Annotated in this window: 18 protein-coding genes; 4 read left to right on the top strand and 14 right to left on the bottom strand. The window is 65.3% G+C overall.

All coding sequences use genetic code 11. From position 1 onward, the window contains the following. Positions 1-8: 8 nt before the first annotated feature. Positions 9-614 carry a DUF3267 domain-containing protein gene (locus tag HPY83_17890; GenBank protein ID NPV09817.1) on the bottom strand — a complete coding sequence of 202 codons (606 nt, stop codon included), beginning with the start codon at positions 612-614 and terminating at the stop codon, positions 9-11. 128 nt (positions 615-742) lie between these two features. On the opposite strand from HPY83_17890, the gene HPY83_17885 reads away from it, so the two are divergent. Continuing rightward, positions 743-1,792 carry a hypothetical protein gene (locus tag HPY83_17885; protein NPV09816.1) on the top strand — a complete coding sequence of 350 codons (1,050 nt, stop codon included), beginning with the start codon at positions 743-745 and terminating at the stop codon, positions 1,790-1,792. 623 nt (positions 1,793-2,415) lie between these two features. On the opposite strand, the gene HPY83_17880 is transcribed toward HPY83_17885, so the two are convergent. From HPY83_17880 to HPY83_17860, 5 genes are all read right to left on the bottom strand, one after another. After that, positions 2,416-2,604 (bottom strand): excisionase family DNA-binding protein, encoded by a 189-nt coding sequence (locus tag HPY83_17880; protein NPV09815.1) that lies wholly within the window; start codon positions 2,602-2,604, stop codon positions 2,416-2,418. 139 nt (positions 2,605-2,743) lie between these two features. Beyond that, positions 2,744-4,279 carry an alpha/beta fold hydrolase gene (locus HPY83_17875; protein ID NPV09814.1) on the bottom strand — a complete coding sequence of 512 codons (1,536 nt, stop codon included), beginning with the start codon at positions 4,277-4,279 and terminating at the stop codon, positions 2,744-2,746. A gap of 211 nt (positions 4,280-4,490) precedes the next feature. Further along, positions 4,491-5,324, bottom strand: a complete 834-nt coding sequence (gene cyoE / locus HPY83_17870; protein ID NPV09813.1) for a protoheme IX farnesyltransferase — start codon at positions 5,322-5,324, stop codon at positions 4,491-4,493. Between the two features lie 108 nt (positions 5,325-5,432). Then, positions 5,433-7,079 (bottom strand): cbb3-type cytochrome c oxidase subunit I, encoded by a 1,647-nt coding sequence (locus HPY83_17865; GenBank protein ID NPV09812.1) that lies wholly within the window; start codon positions 7,077-7,079, stop codon positions 5,433-5,435. A gap of 12 nt (positions 7,080-7,091) precedes the next feature. Then, complete coding sequence (locus HPY83_17860; GenBank protein ID NPV09811.1) at positions 7,092-7,514, bottom strand: hypothetical protein; 423 nt, start codon at positions 7,512-7,514, stop codon at positions 7,092-7,094. A gap of 752 nt (positions 7,515-8,266) precedes the next feature. On the opposite strand from HPY83_17860, the gene HPY83_17855 reads away from it, so the two are divergent. The 3 genes from HPY83_17855 (at position 8,267) to HPY83_17845 (ending at position 11,614) form a co-directional block, all read left to right on the top strand. Next, positions 8,267-9,649 (top strand): sugar ABC transporter substrate-binding protein, encoded by a 1,383-nt coding sequence (locus tag HPY83_17855; GenBank protein ID NPV09810.1) that lies wholly within the window; start codon positions 8,267-8,269, stop codon positions 9,647-9,649. Positions 9,650-9,873: 224 nt separating this feature from the next. Further along, entirely contained in the window at positions 9,874-10,665 is a 792-nt protein-coding gene (locus HPY83_17850) for a sugar ABC transporter permease (protein ID NPV09809.1), read from the top strand. Between the two features lie 169 nt (positions 10,666-10,834). Then, positions 10,835-11,614: a carbohydrate ABC transporter permease gene (locus HPY83_17845; GenBank protein ID NPV09808.1), complete on the top strand. Its 780-nt coding sequence runs from the start codon at positions 10,835-10,837 to the stop codon at positions 11,612-11,614. A 46-nt stretch (positions 11,615-11,660) separates the two neighbouring features. Here the strand turns inward: HPY83_17845 and HPY83_17840 are convergent, their stop codons facing one another. The 8 genes from HPY83_17840 to HPY83_17805 all read right to left on the bottom strand — a co-directional run bounded on the left by HPY83_17840 (position 11,661) and on the right by HPY83_17805 (position 19,725). Further along, complete coding sequence (locus tag HPY83_17840) at positions 11,661-12,488, bottom strand: hypothetical protein (GenBank protein NPV09807.1); 828 nt, start codon at positions 12,486-12,488, stop codon at positions 11,661-11,663. A 136-nt stretch (positions 12,489-12,624) separates the two neighbouring features. Further along, positions 12,625-13,872, bottom strand: coding sequence for a hypothetical protein (locus tag HPY83_17835; protein NPV09806.1), 1,248 nt, complete (start codon positions 13,870-13,872; stop codon positions 12,625-12,627). A gap of 37 nt (positions 13,873-13,909) precedes the next feature. Continuing rightward, positions 13,910-14,752 (bottom strand): TIGR00159 family protein, encoded by an 843-nt coding sequence (locus HPY83_17830; protein NPV09805.1) that lies wholly within the window; start codon positions 14,750-14,752, stop codon positions 13,910-13,912. A 96-nt stretch (positions 14,753-14,848) separates the two neighbouring features. Continuing rightward, positions 14,849-15,796 (bottom strand): ornithine carbamoyltransferase, encoded by a 948-nt coding sequence (argF, locus tag HPY83_17825; GenBank protein ID NPV09804.1) that lies wholly within the window; start codon positions 15,794-15,796, stop codon positions 14,849-14,851. 222 nt (positions 15,797-16,018) lie between these two features. Beyond that, entirely contained in the window at positions 16,019-17,422 is a 1,404-nt protein-coding gene (locus tag HPY83_17820; GenBank protein ID NPV09803.1) for an undecaprenyl-phosphate glucose phosphotransferase, read from the bottom strand. Further along, positions 17,419-18,285, bottom strand: coding sequence for a glycosyltransferase family 2 protein (locus tag HPY83_17815; protein ID NPV09802.1), 867 nt, complete (start codon positions 18,283-18,285; stop codon positions 17,419-17,421). Before HPY83_17815 ends, HPY83_17820 begins: the two co-directional genes overlap by 4 nt. 32 nt (positions 18,286-18,317) lie before the next feature. Further along, positions 18,318-18,971, bottom strand: a complete 654-nt coding sequence (gene rdgB, locus HPY83_17810) for an RdgB/HAM1 family non-canonical purine NTP pyrophosphatase (protein ID NPV09801.1) — start codon at positions 18,969-18,971, stop codon at positions 18,318-18,320. Between the two features lies 1 nt (position 18,972). Next, positions 18,973-19,725, bottom strand: a complete 753-nt coding sequence (locus tag HPY83_17805) for a DUF1648 domain-containing protein (protein ID NPV09800.1) — start codon at positions 19,723-19,725, stop codon at positions 18,973-18,975. Positions 19,726-19,806 lie beyond the last annotated feature (81 nt).

The following is a 19,806-nucleotide window of genomic DNA, read 5'->3' as shown; positions in this document are numbered from 1 at the left end:
TCGCCGAGTCAGCTCCTCGGACGGTAGAGCGTTACCCTGTCGCCGCGGTCATTCGCCACGCAGGTCGGCGGCTGCGCCCGCAGCCACACGACGACGGCCAGGTCCCCTACGGACCCTCCGGCGTTCAGGGAGAGGAACAGGAGCGCAGGTGGCAACCATTCGTGCGGTACCGCAGCCAGCAGGATCAGGCCGATCCCCGTGATCACCACCAGGGGTGCCACCCCTACCACCGTGTACTGGCGGCAGGGCAAGTACCAGTCCGGTGCCCCGGCGGAAGCGAACACGACCCTGAAGCGGAACACCGGCTTCGATCCGGTGATGAGCCAGAAGAAGAGCCCATGCACAGCCTCGTGCAGCACGATCACGCCCGCTACTACCAGCGCCAGCACCAGGACCAGCGAGAGCAACTGCCCGACACTGGCGACCTCCAGGCTCATACCCATCGCGCCGACATCCGGGCGCATCCAGCCCAGCACGAAGAGGAACAACCATCCGAAGCCGACGAAGAGAACAGCCCCCGCCACGGTGAGCAACACCTGAAGCCTGGCATCCTCGCTGATGTCCAGGCTGCCTGCCCTATGGTAGTCCTCAGGCAGATGGCGCGTCGCTCTCATGGGGGCCAGTCTAGGTGAGGACGCGCCCCGCCGAAAGCCGTGCGCACCAGTCCACGGTACTCCGCGGGCCTGGAGGCGGACCCCAGGGTATTGTAGACTCCTCGTCACCACTCCCAAGGAGATACCGCATGTCCTACCGCCGCGGCATGGCCGCCTTGCGTCTGGAGATGCCCGACCGCATTCCCCACACCGAGTACGTCTCCCACTGGGAGCTGGTCCGGCACCTCACCGGCCTCGATCCTTCCCGGCCCGATCAGGCCGCCGAAGCCTGGCGCCGGTTCTACCTGGCCGCCGACTATGACTTCCTCTTTCGCACCAATGACGGGCCGGTGCCCTGGCAGGAGCGAGGCCGCACCACGGACATGGGCCACGCCGAGTGGCTGGAGGACGGCTCGGACCGGCGAGACATTGTCCCCAGCCCTTTCCACACCGTTGAGGACGTCCTCGCCTTCGATGCTGTCGAGGAGTACGGACTCCCCGACTTCGACGAGTTGGTGGCCTTCTACGAGGACGACTACCGCACCAACCAGCAGAGGCATCCCGAGCTGGTCTTCCCCGGAGGCTACTACAAGACTATCGTCTCCGGCTGCATCCAGGCCTTCGGGTGGGAGATGTTCCTCACCGCCGTGGGCGCCGACCCGGAGGGCTTCGATCGGGTGCTGGAAGGCATCTTCCGCCTTTCCCAGCATCACTTCCGCGCCTGGGCCAGGACCAGCATCCGGGCCTTCATCTGCCATGACGACATGGTCTGGAGCCAGGGAGCCATCTTCCGGCCTGCCTGGTACCGCGAGCACATCTTCCCCCGCTACCGGAAGCTGTGGCAGATCCTCCACGACGCCGGCAAGATCGTCCTCTTTTGCTCCGATGGGGACTTCACCCAGTTCGTGGACGACCTGGCCGATGCCGGCGCTGATGGGTTCATCTTCGAGCCCCTCACCAGCCTGGAGTACGTGGTCGAGCGCTACGGCCGCAGCAAGGTCATCATCGGCAACGCCGATGCCCGCATTCTGACGTTCGGTGACAAAGAGGCCATTCGGGCGGAGGTGAAGCGTTGTACCGAGTTAGGCCGCCACTGCCCCGGCTACTTCATGGCCGTGGGCAACCACATCCCGCCCAACATCCCTTTGGAGAACGCCCTCTACTACCTGGACTGCGTGCGGGAGTCGTCGGTCCGATAGGGCAGACTCAAAGGGATCGCGCGCTAGGCAGGATACCGCTCCGGTGATATGCTGCCTAGCGTCTCTCCAGAAGCTGTCCGGCCTCAAGCCTGAGCCGGGTCATCCCACATATCGCGCCGACTGGCGTCGGACCGGAGCGGGGGAGCTGCTCCGGGGACCTTGTGATGGAACGGCGCCCGACACCCCGTCACTGGAGGTGCAAGATGGGTAGCCGGCGTTCTCGCTAGCCCGACGGGGCAGCCCCCGCCTCTCACCCCTCGCTCCGCCGATCGCCACTGATCGGGCCTATGCACATCTTCGCTCTGACCGTGTCCTGCATGACCGCGAGTTGGGCCTCCGAACGGTCGCTCAGGCCGCTGTCGCGCCTGTCGAACCACAGGCCCGGGTCCTGTACCGTGGCGACCGCCGCAGCCCCAGGAGCGGCTGGCCGGAGGGGGACTGCCACCACGGGATGGCGTCTAACGCCTACGGTTTCCCGGGTGGAAGGGTCGGGATGGCTGTGGACTGCGACCAGGGATCTGGCGTCGTCATCGGCGTCTCCGACGAGTTCGTGGTCACACAGGCGCCGTGATGCGTGCGCCGCGAGCCGGACGCGGAGCTCCGCGTCCGGCTCGCGGCGTGGGCTACACCGCCTCGGAGACCAGGTCGGCGGCGCACCGCTCGAGATCCGACAGTGAGACGCACCAGTGCCCTGCCAGGCGGTACCCGGTGAGCCTACCTTCCCGTAGGAGCTGCAGGGCATCCTCATACGAGCAGCCCAGGGCATCCGCTGCTTCCTGCAGCGTCAGGGTCTCCTCAAGCTCCAGCAACATCTCTGCTCCCGTGGTTCAGGGTGGTGCCTCGCTCCCCAGAGGGAGCGGCACGTCACCTTCCGGTGGTGCAATCCCTGTGCCGGGCGCAGCCTCGGACACAACAGAGCCGCGCCTTGAACGGCGCGGCCTGGGCGAGCTCTTAGCTGGTGTGCTCTAGGATCCACTCCGTGATCAGGTCCAGCAGCCCGGGAACGAACTCCTTTTCCAGGGTGGCATACTCGTCCACCCCTCCCGTGACCGCCTCCTGGAAGAGGTGGTTGGCGGAAGCCAGGATCTCGATGCGAAAGTCCTCCAGCCCAGCCTCCTCCAACGCCTCCCGCATGGCCTGGGCGTTCTTCTCTGGCGGGACCTGGGTGTCGAGCTCGCCGAACAAGGCCAGTACCGGCACGTCCAGCTCCCGGAGGGCCGGCACGGGGTCGTACTCGACGAAAGAGCGGAACCACGGGCTGGCCACGTTAGCGATCTCGGCCTCGACGGCGTTCCTGACGAACTCGTCCACGTCACCCAGGGCGCGGCGCTGAGCCTCCGGAAGGGCCTCTATGGTGGCCCGCAGTTCGGCCTCGGACCGGGCGCGGACCTCGTCCCAGCCCTCGCCCGTCTTCACCGCCTCCAGCGTCTTCTGCTGCTTCTCCTTGGCCGCGGCGATCTGCTCCTCCGTGGCCCCCTGGGCTCGCATGATCAGCTCCAGCTGGTCCACCAGTATCTCTTCGCCCGGCGTGGCCGGTCCGGCCAGCAGCACCAGGTAGGATACGTTCTCGGATCGGTTGGCCACTAGCGGGGCCACTATCCCCCCTTCACTGTGCCCGATCAGGCCGATGGCCTCCGGGTCTATCTGGGCATGGCTCAGAAGCAGCTCCACGGCCGCCAGGACGTCGCCGGCCAGGTCCACCTGGGTAGCCTGGGTCAAGTCCCCGGTGGAGCCACCCACGCCCCGGTCGTCGTAGCGCAGGACGGCGATGCCGTTGCGGGTCAGGTGGTCAGCGATCCTGAAGAAGATACGGAAGCCGAGGATGTTCTCGTCTCGGTTCTGGGCGCCGCTTCCGGAGATCAAGACCACGGCCGGGAAGGGTCCCTCGCCCTCGGGCAGCGACAGCGTCCCCGCCAGGGTGATATCCCCGTTGTGGAAGACGACCTCCTCCTCGCGATAGGGGAGCGGCTCCTCTACCACTGGCGGGGCGGGCTCCAGGACGAACGTCCCGGCCACACCCATCTGGACGAAGGTCCCGGAGATGCTGCCCGACTCCTCGACCTGGCCGGCGAAGGCCGCCAGGCTGTTGCCCGAGAAGGCGGTAAAGCTGATCTCAGGCGGGTGGTAGAGCACTTCGTTCAGCGGAATGTCCATGGCCCCCTGCACCGGGATGTCCATGGTCGCCACCAGTTCCTGTCCCCTCTGGCCGAACTCGATCTCGATCTCGATGCGCTGGCCCCCCACCTCGATGGCGCCCACGTAACGGCCTTCCGGCGGAGGGGCTGTCTCTGGCGTCTGAGGGAGCTCAACGACGGTGGGAGTGGCCTGCGTGGTGGCAACTGCGGGAGCGGTCGGGCTGGCCTCGGGCGTGAACGGGGTCGCGGTGGGCTCCGGGGTAGCAGGGGCACCGCAGCCGAAGAGCGCAAGTGCGGCCAGCAGCGCCAGGATCAAGAGCAATCGGGGAAGACGAGCGTCACGTACGTGCATGAAACGCCTCCTCTCGAGCGACAGGGCCCGCATCGGACGCGGGCCAGGGCGATTGCGCCAGTGCGCTCTCTCGCGGCCGGCCTCGGAAGGAGCGCTGGCCAGGATTATACCGCGAGGGCCCGCGGGAGGCAGCACACGCTTCGGGGCTGGATGCCAGCGGAAGGCGGAGCCCGAGCGGCAGGAAGGGCGAGGCCCTATTTCGCTCCGGCACTCACCTCAGGGCGTCCACTGCCATGGCGCCGAACACGAGCAGGAGGTAGGGGCTGGACAGCTTGAACAGCAGCCAGGCGGCCCGGGGCGAAGGCCGGAGGGCGAGAAGCACATTGCCCCCCGCCAGCACCGACCCGGAGACGAGCGCCACCGCCAGGTAGAGGTGTCCCAGCCCGGCGGCAGGGTAGAGGGCCAGGGAGGCCAGGAAGGCCAGCACGGCGGTGCAGGCCAGGCAGCGGGCTGCCTTTCTTAGGTCCACCACCGCCGGCAGCATTGGCACCCCGGCGCGACGGTAGTCGGCCGTGTGGAAGATGGCCAGAGTCCATATGTGGGCAGGGATCCATAGGACCACCAGGGCCGCCATCAGGACGGGCGCCAGGTCCAGGCTGCCTGTGGCCGCTGCCCAGCCGAACAGGGCCGGCACCCCTCCGCTGAAGCTGCCCCAGAGCACGTTCCAGCGGCTCCGTCGCTTGGTCAACAGGATGTAGATGACGAGGTAGTCCAGTTGAGCCAGAAGCATGAGCCCCAGAGTGAGCGGCCCTAGGGTAGCCGAGAGAACGAGAGCCACCAGTATCAGGGCCAGGCCGAACCATAGGGCCCGCGTGGGAGGGCTGATGCGCCCTGTCGGCAGCGGGCGGCGCCGGGTCCGCACCATCGCTGCGTCCAGGTCGCGCTCCAGGTAGCAGGAGACGGCGTTGGCCCCGGCGCTGCCTGCCGTGCCTGCCAGCAGCACCACCGCCAGGGGCCAACCCATGATGGCGCCTCGCCCGCCTACCACGAAGGCAGCCAGGCCCACGAAGACCAGCAGCGCCACCGAAGCTGGCTTGCACACCATGACGTAGGCGGTCAGGGCTTGCCCTGCGCCGCCCGGTCGTCGGCGTTCGGTCAGTTCAGCGCCGGCAGTCCCGGTCTCCCAGGTCACTGGTAGCCTCCGTCACCTCCGCTACGACTCGGCCGGCGCCTGCACCCGGCCGAAGCGCCGCTCCACCCAGCTATGGGGAAGTACGAGACTCAGGATGTTAGGCAGTCCCAGGGTCCACAGCAGGTTAGCCAGGAAGGCCAGGAAGCCGATCCCGGCTACCACCGCCCCGATGACGGCCAACACCATATAGCCGCGGTACTCGCCGCCGAAGTATAGCATACGCCGCAGCATTCCCTGGGAGCCCGCGGTGCCCATGGCGGTAGTCATGAGCAGGGTGCCCCCGGTCCACCCCCAGAAGTGCACGTCGATGAGGGCCCGGCTGCGAGCCTCGAGCGTAGTGAGCATGGGTAGCAGAGCGTAGACCACGGCGAAGAGCAGGTTGCCCAGGCCAATCATCAGCAGCACATGGGCGTGTGGGTTGACCACCCACTGGGTGTTGTGGAGCACCACGTTCAGGCCCACGTTAGCCTGAATCAGCCCGGCAGTTCCCCCGGCGGCGAAGCCGAAGATGGAACCCAGAATGAACCTCAGGGGCGCGGTCATCTTGACCGGCCGGGCCAGCCAGATGGTCATCATGACGGCGAAGATGGTGAGCCCCATGGTGAAGAACTCGCCCCAGGTGACGAACTGGCCGGACACGAGCTTGAGGAAGCCTGGCTGAGGCCGATCCGCTAGCAGGTGGTGGCTCCAGACGAACATTGACACCAGCAGGTCGGCCAGGATGACTGTACGCACCACCGATTCGCCGAAGAGCTTGCGCCCCGCCAGAAGGGGCACCAGCAGGTACCAGGTACCGGCGGTATACATGAGCACGTTGCCATCGGCCACCATGTCCAGCCCCCACCAGAACCAGTTCTTGTACAGGAGGGGGTCAATGGCGGTGGGATCGAGGGGGTTGCCCAGAAGCGCTGCCAGCCCGTAGACCAGGATGAGCGCCCCCGCCGAGAGTATGACCACGGCATTGATGGCCGTGTCTATGGACCCGCGCCCCACTGCCACTATGAACACCGGCATCTGCTCGTAGTCCGGGATGTCGGAGGCCTCAGCGGGTCGGAAGCGGCGCCGCAGGCGGGTGATGCCGAAGGCCGAGGATAGGAACTGCCCCAAGGTGTAGGAGTGAGGGTTGGTCTTGCTCAGGACGGTGGCGAAGAGGTTGAAGCCGAAGAGTAGGATGTTGATCATCACTACCGCCATGGCGGTGACGAAAACCACGCTGGCGCCCAGGGGCACCCGATCGTAGCTCACCGGCAGGGGCCAGTAGAGAGTGTAGAGGCTATTGAAGACGCCGAAGAAGCCCGATCCCCAGGCCAGGAACACACCGCCCGCCTGGAGGAAGAAGTTCACCGGCACCAGCTTGGGGAACTTGATGGGCTTCTCCACCAGCTTGGGGACCAGATAGTAGAAGGCCCCCATCACGGCCATGTAGGCGAAGCCGTAGATGCCCACCACCGGGTGGACGGTGAGCATGCCGAAGTAGAGGTCAGTCGAGGTCAGGTCGCGGCCACCAGGACGAACCGCGGCCAGCATCTCCTCGACCGGGTCGAGAACGCCCGGAGCGGCCTGATGCGTGCGCATCAGGGCGCCCTCGAACCCGGACATGGCCAGGAAGACCAGCCCGACCACAGCGAAGCGAAGGGTCCACTTCTCGATCCAGCCAATCCTGATCACCTCAGCCCCTCCCTAGCCTGTGACCACGATGGCGTCGTCGAGGAACGTCTCCGGATGACGCGGGCCGGAGTACTCGGTCGAGCGCACGTCGAAGACGCCGGGTTCGTCGAAGCGCCAGAGGATGCGGTTCTGGTGGCCGGGTATCACCTGCATCTGCAGGATCATCCGGCCGTCCTGACGAAAGACCCCGAAACCGTAAGTGACGTCTTCTGAGGTGGCCAGAAACTCCACGTACTCGCCCACTCTGATCTCGCGCGCTTCCGGCGAAAGGGTGATGCGGTAGTCGGCGAAGTGGGCCCTCACCTGACGGTTGGGTACGGGGCGATCCCACAGCATCCAGCGCTGCCAGGGTACGACGGGCGAGAGGGTAATGGCGTTGAAGACCAGGAAGACGGCGATGAGGAAGCCGAACCAGAGCCGCTCGCTCTTCTCCATGGTCACTCCTCCTTGGCCCTCACCCTGGAGGCGAAGAAGAGCATGAAGCCGGCCAGCGCCACCAGGAACAACACGTAGAGCAGCCAGATCAACTCGGTTACGTACATACTCGTCCTCCCCATCAGGGCTTGCCGCGCAACCTGCCGGGTGCACCATCAGGCCCCGACGCTGCTGCACGGAGCCGCGTGGCCGGCAGAACCATAGCACTATGGTCACATTTGCTCAAGCGTACGGTCGGTACCATGGGGCTGCATTCACCCCGCGGCAAGCACTGCGGGATCAAGTCTCGGAGCACACTCATTGACAGGCACGAGAGCGTGAGCGTATCATGCAAGCGCGACCTGAGAGGTTTCAGGGAGCGTCGTGCGCAGGCGAATCGGGGGCGACGCCGATGCTCTCGGGTATCTGGGCGCCGACCATGATGCGTCAGCTCCCTTCCTCGCACGGGGCGGACTTCCGGGCGCCCTCACCACTTCGGGGCCGGATGACGGCATCCGCTGTCACACGCCGGCGCCACATCGCCGTGGGCCGACCACTCAATCGTGCATCGCTCGCTGCTGTCCGGGGCCTACACCGGGTTAGGCAGAGGGGCAATGCGAGAGCTGTCCGCGTCTTGGGTTCTGGCCCGTATGCGGGGCGGGCCGATCTGTGGGCAGAGAGGAGGGTCGCATCCCGCGCTGAGGCCGCGTTTCGGGCAGACCGTGTCGCACAAGGGACCGGGGGGCGGCGATCTCCGGTCGGGGAGGGTTTTCATGGCTACCTGCATCAGTCGGCGCGATCTTATGAGACTCGGGGCGTTGGGCGTGGGCGGTGCCGCATTGGCTGCATGTGCGGCTAGTCCCGCTCCACAGGTGGTGAAGGAGACTGTCATCGTTGAGACCGTGGTGACGGCCACGCCTCAGGTTGTCACGGGCCCGGTGACCATCCGCTTCACCCATGTAGCCGACCCGGGCGAGCTGGAGATCATGCAAGCCAGCATCGCCGACTTCGAAGGGCGCAATCCCGACATCCATGTGGTGGCGGAGTTGGTCCCCGAGGATGGTATGGACCAGAAGATCACTACCATGGTCGCCGGTGGTGCCGCGCCTGACGCTGTCTACGTTCACCCCAGCTTCGTGCCCCTGTGGGCCGAGCAGCAGGTGCTCATTCCCCAGGACGACCTGGCGGACCGGGACTCGGACTTTGGCGTGGATGACTTCTATCCCGAGACCGTAGGATACTTCGTCTACGGCGGCAAGACCTATGGCTTCCCGTACTACTCCGGTCCCTCGGTGACCTACTTCAATGCTGACTTCTTCGAGGAGAAAGGGGTGGAGCTGCCCACTGTCTCGGCCGAGGGCTTCGCCACTGACTCCGACAAGTGGACCTGGGAGAAGCTGGTGGAATTGGCCGTGCCGCTCACCGGTGGGGAGGGGCCAAATCGCACCTTTGGCTACTGGGGCACGCCCTACTCCCTGCACTGGTTCAACGTGGCCGTTTGGTCCTATGGCGGCCAGCTCTGGGACGAAGAGATGAAGCAGTGCAAGCTCTCCGAGCCGGAGGCGGTGGAGGCCATCCAGTTCCAGGTAGACATGTACACCAAGTACAACATCTCCCCTCGCCCCGACCAGGCGGAGGGCCTACCGGGCGGCTTCAACTCAGGCAAGGTCGGAATGCGCTACGGCATTCGCGGCAACGTGCCCGGCTTCAAGGGCCTCGAGTTCAGCATCGGCATGGCGCCCATACCTCGCGGCCCCAAAGGACGCTTCTGCCGCAACGGCCCTAACGCCGCTGGCATTGTTTCCCAGTCCCGCTTCGTGGACGCGGCGTGGGAGCTGTGCAAGTACATGGCCGGGCCTAAGCCGGGTGACCTGGGCGGGCAGAAGTACCAGTTCGAGCAGCAGCGGGCCATCCCCTCGCGCGCTTCACTCTTCAACACCCCCGAGTTCCAGGATAACCTGCTACCCTGGGAGTCGCTTGAGGTCTACCAGAACGCCGCCGAGCACGTGAAGGCGATGCCTCTGCCGGCCCGCTATAGTGAGATTCAGCGCGCCTGGCGCGAGCAGTGGGACCTGATGCTCCTCGGCCAGGTCTCGGTCAAGGACGGAGCCGCGGCCGCCTGCGCTGCCATAGACCCGCTCCTGGCAGAAGCATAGGTTACAGGTTACAGGCGACAGGCGACAGGCTACAGGGAATAGGGACTTGGGAGGCTCAGCAGCTGCTGAAACTCCACTCCCTATCCCCTGTAAGCTGTTCCCTGCACTTGGAGTTGCTGGTGCTATCTACGGCTAGGATACGACGCTCGCTGCGCTCGAATGCCGAGGGGTATACCTTCATCTCACCCTGGCTGCTAGGCTTCTTCATCTTCACGGTGGGGCCTATGCTGGCCTCGCTCTACTTCGCTTTCACCGACTATCGAGCTGTCACCGCCCCCACGTTCACCGGCCTAGCGAACTTCTCCCGCATGGCGAAGGACCGGTATTTCCTTATCTCTCTGGGCAACACTGCCTTCTATACCTTCCTCGGCGTTCCGGCCTTCCAGCTTTCTGCTCTCTTGATGGCTCTCGCGCTCAACTCCAAGATCCACGGCACCAGCGTGTACCGCACCATCTACTACCTGCCCTCGGTGATGCCCGCGGTGGCCAATGCTGTCCTGTGGGTGTGGATCTTCAACCCCGAGTTCGGGTTCGCCAACGTCGTCCTGCGCTGGTTCGGGCTCCCCGGCCTTGCCTGGCTGGCCGACCCCCGGCTGGCCAAGCCCTGCTTCATCATCATGGGCATGTGGGCCACCGGCGCCAGCATGCTCATCTACTTGGCCGGCCTGCAGGGGGTGCCTGAGGCCCTCTATGAGGCTGCCGACATGGATGGCGCCGGCACACTGCGCAAGTTCCTCTACGTTACGATACCGATGATCACTCCCACCATCTTCTTCAATCTAGTGATCGGCTTCATTGGCTCCTTTCAGGTCTTCACCACGGCGTACGTTGCCACCGGCGGCGGCCCGGTGAATGCCACTCTCTTCTACGTGCTATACCTCTACCAGATGGCCTTTCAGAGCTTCTGGATGGGCTATGCCAGTGCCCTGGCCTGGGTGCTCTTCGTGATCATCCTTATCTTCACCATCATCCAAGTGCGGCTATCTAGCCGATGGGTGTACTACGAGAGCGCTTGAGCTTTCGTTGACGGACGTGCCGGCGGGTGAGAGCGGTTAGGAGGAAGGGATGCAGCTGACCGGCCGATTGGTGCGCAGGCCTGCAGGGATCGCAGGGATCGGCCTCCATGGTCGGAGAGTGCTGTTCGAGGTGAGCATGCACGCGCTCCTGATCCTGGGTGCCCTGACCATGCTAGTACCTTTCTTCTGGCTGGTCAGCACCTCGCTCAAGCCAACCGGGCGCGAGTTCACCTATCCTCCGGAGTGGATCCCACGCCCAGCGGTTTGGCGCAACTACACCGATATGCTGTTTGGGCCCATACCTTTCCTTCTCTTGGCTCGCAACACTGTGGTGATCGCCGCCCTGTCCCTGGTGGGGGTGCTCCTCTCCGCCTCCCTGTCCGCTTTCGGTTTTGCCCGCCTGAAGTTCGCCGGCCGCGATTTCTGGTTCATGATGGTCCTGGCGACCATGATGCTGCCTGCCGTGGTGACTCTCATTCCCACCTTCGTGCTGTTCAAGGAACTCCGGTGGATAGACACCTGGTTGCCCTTGATCGTTCCTTCCTACTTCGGAGGCGGGGCTTTCAACGTCTTCTTGATGCGTCAGTTCTTCCTCACTCTTCCCGTCGATCTCGACGAGGCAGCCCGCATTGATGGGGCCAGCAGCTTTCGTATCTGGTGGCAGGTGATCATGCCTCTGTCCCGACCTGTCCTGGCCACCATCGCCATTCTCAACTTCATGGGAGACTGGGACGCCTTCATCCGGCCCCTGATCTACATCACCACCATGCGCAAACAGATGATCGGAGTAGGGCTGGCCTTCTTCCGCGGGCTGTCCTCGGGCTACTCCCGGTGGAACCTCCTCATGGCCGCTGCGACCCTCATGACCATACCGGTAGTGGTTCTCTTCTTCCTTACTCAGAGGTACTTCGTAAAGGGCATCGTGATGACCGGCATAGCCGGGCGCTGAGCGGGAGAAGTCGCACGCGCTCCGCGCACCGAGAACGAGCGCCCGCCTAGAAGCGGACTGCCTGCCGGCTCTCTCCGTCGTCCAGGAGTCCCTCGCGCCCGTCCAGGTCCAGCACGGTGCCGAAGCTCCCGGGGAGGGCGCGGTGCAACAGAGCCAGGCCCTTGTCCGGCGTGAGCCATCCCTGGTTGGCCTGCAGGCCAGTGCGCAGGCATTCTTCATTGGGCTCCGCGGCCGGCCCGGCCGAAGAGAGGACCAGGAACGGCTCGGAGACGTCCGTCACCCGGGGCCGGAGACCGACCTCCACCAACATGGCGCTTCCCTGTACCGGGTCGTAGAGCAGGTGCCGAGAGGATCGCGCCGGCCTAAGGTCTGCCAGGAGGGCCAGGGCCGCCTCCGGCGAGCGGGCGATCTCGAGACAGAACTCCAGAGCCACGCCCGGTGGCACGCCCGGGTTCAGCCACTCCGATCCCGGGGCCATCAGCACAGCCGCGGCCAGTCCCTGGTTGACTCCGAGGTGGAGGCCAGGGCGAACACCCAAGCCCAGACCGTGGTAGAGGCCTCGTGAGCGCCACTGAGGGCGGACGAGGGTCGGCAGCAGCGCCATCCCCAGGAGCCCGTTCTGTCCCTCAGATCTGCGAACCAGGAACGCCAGCGCACGCGGCACGTAGCCGGCCAGAAGGCGGAAGGAGAACGGCAGTCCTTCGAGTAGTGAGTATGTGAGGAAGTCCCCTTGGGAGAGGCAGACTTCGGCCGCTGCTGCCGTCAGTCGCTCTCGAACCACCGCCGGCAGGGCCTCCATGGCCGATTGCAGCGCCGGTCGCAGCAGGTGAGGGGCGGCATCCTCCTCTGACAGCAGGTGGAGAAACTGCTCCACCTCGCCTCGGGCCTGCGTGGGTTCGTCCAGGCAGGCCGGCGCGCCCGCAGCGGTAGCGGCCAGGGTCAGGGCAGCGCCAGCCAGCAGGGCACGCCGGGCGCAGGGGTGCGCGCCCAGCCGGGGTCGCCGGGGAGGGTCATCCGGCTGGGGCAGTGGTAGCCTCCGGCGTCGGGGAGGAACCCGATGCGGTAACCTGCACCTCCACTGCTTCGGGGAGAATGCCCCGCAACTCAGTGCCCGCCGGCGGAATCACTGTGGGGGTGAGGCGATGCGTGCCCGGGGAAAGATCCACCAGGTTGACCGTTGCCTCTATGCTCTCTGGGACCAGAGTCTGCAACTGCGCCAGCGGGCCGTAAAGGATCACATCCACCGCTCCGGGCGAAAACCGGGCTTCCAGCCCTGGCGCCAACCCCTGGGCGCGCACGGGGACCTGCATGGTCCGGCTGGCGGTGATGGGCACGATCTCTACCGTCACCAGCACGGTCTGAGATGCTTCCGGGCTATCGGGGACCACCGTGACGCCCGGGGGCAGCTCCAGTGCCACCCTGCGGGAAATGGTATCGGTGGCGCCCGTGATGTCTACCGGTTCGGTGTTGATGTAGCCTTCGATCTCTGCCAGCGCTGAGGGAAGGCCGAGAAGGGTGACACGAGAGGGCGTGACGGCGATGTTGCTTACCGAGTAGAGAGCCGCCGGCTCTCCCACCAGGTTCACGCGCACCGGAACAGAGGGCTCCCAGTTCGCCCTTTGGGCTAACTCCACCCGCACGTTCACCGCCGAAGGCGTCACCGTCACTCCGGTCACCGGCAGGGCGTCCTCGTCCAAGGGAGTGGGAGTCAGGGACCTGTCCACGCTTTCCGTCGTACCTCGTAGCCAGACGTCCACTCCGGCGAAGGCGACCCGAGCCACGGCGGGCTCGGCCCCGCTGACCACCACCGTCTGGGGATCCACTACTGGATCGCGGGTAACGTACCCCAGCGGTGGCGAGTCTATCACGTTGACTCGCACCGGGACGGTCTTGCTCGCCAGCCGCTCCAGGCGGATGGTGGTGAGGACAGGGGTCTGTTCCTCGAGGCGGATACCTGGCCGCTTGATATTCACGGTGACTGGTAGCTCCACCTCCCTGCCGATGGGAGCGTCGGCTAGGTCCACGTACGCTTCCAGGTCGTTTGTACCCAGCCTGGGCCAGGTGTTTTGGGGCGCGGTCAGGCGCACTTGCACCGATGTGTCCACCCTTGTCACCACCACGGTGCCCTCGGGCTGGTTACGCAACTGGATGGGTATGGGCTGGCGAAAGAGCTGGGTGACGGGAGGGTTCTCGGCGCTGGTGGCCCCGGCCCAGACGAGAAATGCCAACACCAGCGAGAGAAGCACAGAACCGAGCACATTGAGGAGTCTTCTCAGCCTGGGCTCCATCGTCAGTTCACGCTGCCCGAGACCGGCGGCTGTTGCCGGGGAACGCGCCCCGAAGCCGGCTCGCCAAGGTGATCTCGCCCGACTGGGCGAAGAATGCCTTGAGAATGTTGCGCAGGCGCTCGCCGTCCAACCGTCGGATCATGCGCCCGTTATGGGCGATACTGATGATACCGGTCTCCTCAGAAACGATCACGGAAACGGCGTCGCTGCGCTCGGTCACTCCGATCCCGGCCTTGTGCCGGGTGCCCAGGACGTGGCTGGTAGCCAGGCGCTCGGAGAGTGGGAGGACACAGGAGGCCGCCGCGATCCGATCAGCGCGGATGACCACCGCCTGGTCGTGCAGAGCTGTGTTGGGGTAGAAGATGGTGAGGAGCAGCTCGCTGCTCACCTCCGCGTCAAGCAGGACGCCGGTGTCTATGACGTCCTGCAGGCCGGTCTCGCGCTCGAAGACGATGAGTGCGCCGTGCCTTCGCTCCCCCAGACGCACGCAGGCGTCCGCCACCTCCTCCACTACCAGGTCCATGGCCACCTCGCGCCCGAACCAGCTGGCCACGGGTCCAGCGCGTCCCAGCCGCTCCAGGGCTCGGCGCAGCTCAGGCTGGAAGATGACCGGAATGGCCACCAGGAGTGCGGGCAGCGAGTTCCTTATCAGCCAGGTGAAAGCGGGCAGGGGAAGCAGGCTGGTCATGAGGATGGCCAGGATGGCCACGATAATCAGCCCACGCAGCACCAGGACGGCCTGGGTGCGTCTCAAGATGGTCAACAGGCCATAGATGATGGCTGCCACCAAGAGGATATCCAGCAGGCTGAGCCAGGTCAGCCGCTGCACCAGCCAGGTGAGCTGAGACACTAGAGCATCCCTTCAGTTGATAGCCGTCCGTGGCGCGGGGACGCGCTCAGGGCGGGCACAAACGCCACGGCCAAGCGCTGGTCTGCAATCCTGACCTTACCACGTACCGCCCTCGCCCAGGAGCGCGGCCAGGACCGCTTTCTGGGCGTGAAGACGATTCTCGGCCTGGTCGAAGACAGCCGAGCGCGGACCGTCAATCACCGCGTCGGTGATCTCCTCGCCACGATGGGCGGGCAGGCAGTGCAGTACGATCGCATCGGCGGAGGCCTCTGCTACCAGCGCGCTGTCCACTCGGTAAGGGGCAAACCGGACCCGGCGCTCCTGCGCTTCGTCCTCTTGGCCCATGCTGGTCCACACGTCGGTGTAGATCACATCGGCGGCGCGCACCGCCTCGACCGGGTCTTCCAGGAGGGTCACCTCGGCGCCGGTCTCGGCTGCTGCCACTCGAGCCAACTCGACCACGCCCGGATCAGGAGCATAGTCGGGGGGAGTCGCCACCGAGACGTGCACGCCCAGTTTCGCTCCGCCTAGCAGGAGGGAGTGGGCTACGTTGTTCCCGTCACCCACGTAGGCCAGGCGCACTCCGTCCAGGCGACCTAGTTTGTCCCAGATGGTGAGGTAATCGGCCAGAGCTTGGCATGGATGATACTTGTCGGAGAGGCCGTTGATGACGGGGACACTAGCGTGCGTGGCCAGCTGCTCGATGTCAGAGTGAGCGAAGACACGGGCCATAATGGCTTCCACGTAACGGCTGAGGACCCGGGCCACATCGGCCACACTCTCCCGCTCCCCCAGGCGGATCTCTTGGGGCGACAGGTAAATGGCCGTACCACCGAGGTGTTGCATGGCCCGTTCGAAGGAGACGCGCGTGCGCAGGGATGGCTTCTGGAAGATCATTCCCAGGGCCTTGCCCGCCAGCAGGGGCCTGTTCCCGGCGTCTCGCCACTCCTGGCGCAACTCCCGCGCCAACTCTAGCAACCGCCGGACTTGGGCCGATGACAGGTCAGCCAGGGTGAGCAGATGGTCCACCGGGAAGCCCTCCAGGTCAGGTGTGCCTATATATCGAGTATAGCACAGCAGGCGGCTGGTGCCAGCGCTGCCGACCTCCGCGAGGTCTCAAGACTCGAAGGGGCAATGCCGGGACCGTCTGGATGGCCGACGCAGGCCCGAGATCAGGGGGAGGGGTCCGGGGCACCAGGCAGGCGCTGGCCAAGACTCATGGCCTCCTGCCGAGGCGCAGCTGTGGTCGGGCTCGGCAGTGCGCCTCTAGTAAGCGTTGGGGTCGCGGAAAATGCGGAAGATGGTGCGGATGAGGATCTTCACATCCAGAAGGATGGACCAGTTCTCCACGTACCAGAGGTCGTACTTGGTCCGCTCCTCGATGGAGGTGTCCCCTCGGAGGCCGTTCACCTGGGCCCAGCCGGTGAGCCCGGCCTTCTCCCGGTGTCGGTCCATGTAGCGCGGAATGCGCTGACGGAACTGCTCCACGAACACGGGTCTCTCTGGCCGGGGACCCACCAGGCTCATTTGGCCCAGGACCACGTTTATGAGTTGCGGCAGCTCGTCCAGGGAGTACTTGCGCAAGAAGGCTCCCAGCCGGGTGCGACGCGGGTCTCCTGCCTTGGCCCATACCGGTCCGGTCTGCTCCTCAGCGTCCACTCCCATAGTGCGGAACTTGAACACCGGGAAGGGGCGGGCGTCCAGGCCCATACGTTCCTGGACGTAGAGCGCCGGACCGCGGGAGTCCAGCTTGACCGCGAGGGCGATCAGGAGCATGGCGGGGGAGGCTAGCACCAGGCAGGCGGAGCCAACCACCAGATCGAAGGCTCGCTTGAGGGTCAGCTTCCAGCCCCGCAGAGCCACATCTCTAACGGTGAGCATGGGAAGGCCGTCAAGGTCGCCTATGCTTAGTTCGGACGCGATGATCTGAAACAGGTCCGGGAAGACCTTGATACCGATGCGGCTACGGTCGCAACGAGAGATGATCTCCAGGAGTTGTTCCCGGGGTGCCTCGGGCAGGGCCACCAGCACCTCGTCCACGTCGTGACGATCTATCACTGCGGACAGCTGGGACACATCTCCGAGGATAGGCAGGCCCATGACTTCGCCTTCCTGGCCGTTCCCGTCCACAAACCCCACCGGGTAGTATCCCAGGTGTGGGGCGTGGCGCACCTTCTGGAGCAGCATCCGGCCCACCTCGCCCGTCCCAACGATGAGGACCCGGTCACAGCCCAGCCCGGACCGGCGCAGGAGCCTGCGGGCGGTCCCGTGGAGAAGCCTGCCCACCATCACTAGAACGATGGTGAGGAGCCAGGCGTACACCAGCATGAGCCGAGGGAAGTCCAACGCACCCTTGTAGACGAAGGAGGTGACGGCGATGGAGAAGAGGCTACCTACAGAAACGGCGCCGAACACGGAGTAGAACTCATCTACTCGCGAGGAGACCCGCTTGACGTGGTAGAGCTTGGCGAAGAAGAAGACGGTGACCATAGCGGCTACCTGGATCAACATCATGCCCAGGTAGACGGAGAACGCCGGGATGTTGGAGTCGGGTTGGGACTCGGTAGCCACCCTGATGCGGTAGCCCAGGTAGAACGCCAGCGCGGTCATGCCCGCGTCTGATAGCACCAGCAGGAACGTGAACAGGTTACGCAAGCGGCGCTTGGTCACGTCGAAGCCCCCTTACCGTAACCCACCAGGCGCTCGACCAGCCGGATGCCGGCAGCAACGGCAGCCCGCTGCAGGGGCTGAGCGCCATCGGCGTAGTGTTTGTCGTAGAAGATGCGCATGGCGCGGAAGAACTCGCGCCCGGCCCGATCGCTCTGGGAGCTGGAGGCCCGCTTGTAGTGCAGCACGGTCACGTCGGGCCAGTAGACCACCCGCCAGCCCGCCGACCCCAGCCGGTAGCACAGGTCGAGGTCCTCGCCGTACATGAAGAACGTCTGATCCAGGCCGCCGACCTGCTCCAGCGCCTCCCGCCGCAGCAGCATGAACGCTCCCACCAGAGAGTCCACGTCGGCTTGATGGTCGGGGCTAAGATAGGTGAGGTTATAGGACCCCAGCCGACGGCTACGGGGGAACGCTCGTGCCAGCCCGGTGTACTTCGCCAGGGCGCTGAGCGGCGTGGGGAACCCGCGGCGGCACGCCAGGTCCAGGCTCCCGTCCGCCAGCACCAGACGGGGGCCTAGGGCGCCCACGTCTGGGTTCCGCTCCATGAAGTCCACTGTCTCCGCTAGAGCTGACGGAGGCAGCAGTGTGTCCGGATTGAGCATGAGGTGATAGCGGGCGTCCTGCCGGGCGAAGCCGAGGTTGTTGGCATAGGGGTATCCGAGGTTCTCGCTGCGCACGAGGCACACTTCAGGGAAGCAAGACTCCACCATTTCGGCGCTACCGTCGTTGGAGTCGTTGTCCACCACGGTGATTGCCACGTCGAGCCCGCCCACCCGACTCTCTCTCAGGGAAGCAAGGCAGTCTCGGAGCAGCTCACGAACTCTATAGGTGACCACGATCACGTGAAGGTCAGCGATGGGCATACGATACCTGCCTCACCTGCGCCGGCGGCATTCTACTGCTTCGTGAGGTCGTCGGTCAACGACAGGCCTGGCGCACTGCAATTCCCCTGCAAGAGCCGCTCCAGAACCGCGCGCATGGCCCGGGCGGCCTGTCCGCGGTGGCTGAGAGCGTTCTTCTCCTCCGGCGATAGCTCTGCCATAGTCCGGCCCCGATCGGGCAGGAGGAAGAGGCGATCATAGCCGAAGCCGCCGCTTCCTCGCTCCTCCCGGGCGATCGTGCCCTCTACTGATCCTTCCGTTAGATAGACCTGACCGCCCCAGCACACAGCGATTACGCAGCGGAATCGGGCGGAGCGCTGGCCATCCGGCACGGCTTCCATCTCAGCCAGGAGCAGGCGCCGCCGATCAGAGTCAGAAGCTCCCTCCCCTCCGTAGCGTGCCGACATCACTCCTGGCCGCCCCCCAAGGGCGTCCACCTCCAGCCCGGAATCGTCGGCCAGGGCGGGCATGCCGGCAGCGGCAGCGTAGGCGCAGGCTTTGGCGCGGGCGTTCTCGGCGAATGTCTGGCCCTCTTCGGGCACGGCCAGTTCCAGGTTGAGATCGGCCGGGCAGATCAGCTCCACAGGCAAGTCGCCCAAGATACGACGGAACTCGCTCAGTTTGCCGGGGTTGCCGGTGGCCAGCAGGAGGGTTCGGTGTCTTGCCACGTCAGGCCGTGATGGACCGCAGGGCCAGGATAAGGACGATCTGAACTAGCCCTGCCCCTCCCCACAGGAAGTAGGACAGCAGTCGTTCGTACCGGTAGAGGGGAATGGCGAGAGCGTAGTTGACGAAGAGGACCAGGCTACCCACGAGGGGTAGGTAGAAGATGCTGCCCGGCGGCGCCATCCGATCCGGTCGTCCTAGGGCATCGAAGTGCATGGGCACTTCAGGAGGAAGGCTGGGATAGAGCCAGAAGCACATCCCCAACAGAAGCAGGCTGGTAGCCACCGTGCCGACCGTCAGAGCCAGACCGAGCCGGTCCCGCCAGACCAGCGCTCGCAGCCAGAGGGGCATCTGCAGCCCCTCCGGAAGGGGGCGCAGCGGGCGGAGCTGGCGCTCCGCCTCGTACGCCTTCAGGAAGGAATCCGGGTCGGCTGGGGATAGGGCGTACACCGCGGTCCGCGTACGGACGTAGAGGCACTCTTCAGGCGGCGCGGTGGCCAGGAACACCGCCCTCGAGCCATCCGAGAGCTGGCCGACACCGACGTTGTGGCCCGGCAACCGCAGGCCCCGGAAGGGTGCCCCGTGGCCGTCTTGAGGGCTGGCGTAGATCCCCTCTATGGCGTCCATGGAGATGGGTAAGCGCCAGGGGCCGAGCTGCACCACCAGCCCGTTCCGGTCCAGGTAGTAAGTGAGCGACTGGAAGCCCATCGTGTACAGCCACCCCACGGTGGCTTCAGGAGGGTTACATAATCGCAAGTAAACCTCTGACCAGTGAAAAATGGGAGGCCTTCCTTCAAGGAGAATTGAGGGTCTACAGAGATGGGAAGTTAATCTTCA

Source organism: Anaerolineae bacterium (genome assembly GCA_013178015.1).
Classification (GTDB): Bacteria; Chloroflexota; Anaerolineae; order DRVO01; family DRVO01; genus Ch71.
The sequence above is the reverse complement of the archived record's forward strand: the minus strand, read 5'-3'. Positions and strand labels throughout refer to the sequence as shown.

What these genes read in the sequence shown, in the direction of transcription:
- HPY83_17855 (NPV09810.1), top strand. Translation starts at nt 8,267, where the DNA reads ATGGCTACCTGCATCAGTCGGCGCGATCTTATGAGACTCGGGGCGTTG.
- HPY83_17850 (NPV09809.1), top strand. Translation starts at nt 9,874, where the DNA reads ATGCTGGCCTCGCTCTACTTCGCTTTCACCGACTATCGAGCTGTCACC.
- cyoE (NPV09813.1), bottom strand. Translation starts at nt 5,324, where the DNA reads ATGGTGTGCAAGCCAGCTTCGGTGGCGCTGCTGGTCTTCGTGGGCCTG.
- HPY83_17815 (NPV09802.1), bottom strand. Translation starts at nt 18,285, where the DNA reads ATGCCCATCGCTGACCTTCACGTGATCGTGGTCACCTATAGAGTTCGT.
- HPY83_17890 (NPV09817.1), bottom strand. Translation starts at nt 614, where the DNA reads ATGAGAGCGACGCGCCATCTGCCTGAGGACTACCATAGGGCAGGCAGC.
- HPY83_17880 (NPV09815.1), bottom strand. Translation starts at nt 2,604, where the DNA reads ATGTTGCTGGAGCTTGAGGAGACCCTGACGCTGCAGGAAGCAGCGGAT.
- HPY83_17885 (NPV09816.1), top strand. Translation starts at nt 743, where the DNA reads ATGTCCTACCGCCGCGGCATGGCCGCCTTGCGTCTGGAGATGCCCGAC.
- HPY83_17845 (NPV09808.1), top strand. Translation starts at nt 10,835, where the DNA reads ATGCTAGTACCTTTCTTCTGGCTGGTCAGCACCTCGCTCAAGCCAACC.
- HPY83_17860 (NPV09811.1), bottom strand. Translation starts at nt 7,514, where the DNA reads ATGGAGAAGAGCGAGCGGCTCTGGTTCGGCTTCCTCATCGCCGTCTTC.
- HPY83_17875 (NPV09814.1), bottom strand. Translation starts at nt 4,279, where the DNA reads ATGCACGTACGTGACGCTCGTCTTCCCCGATTGCTCTTGATCCTGGCG.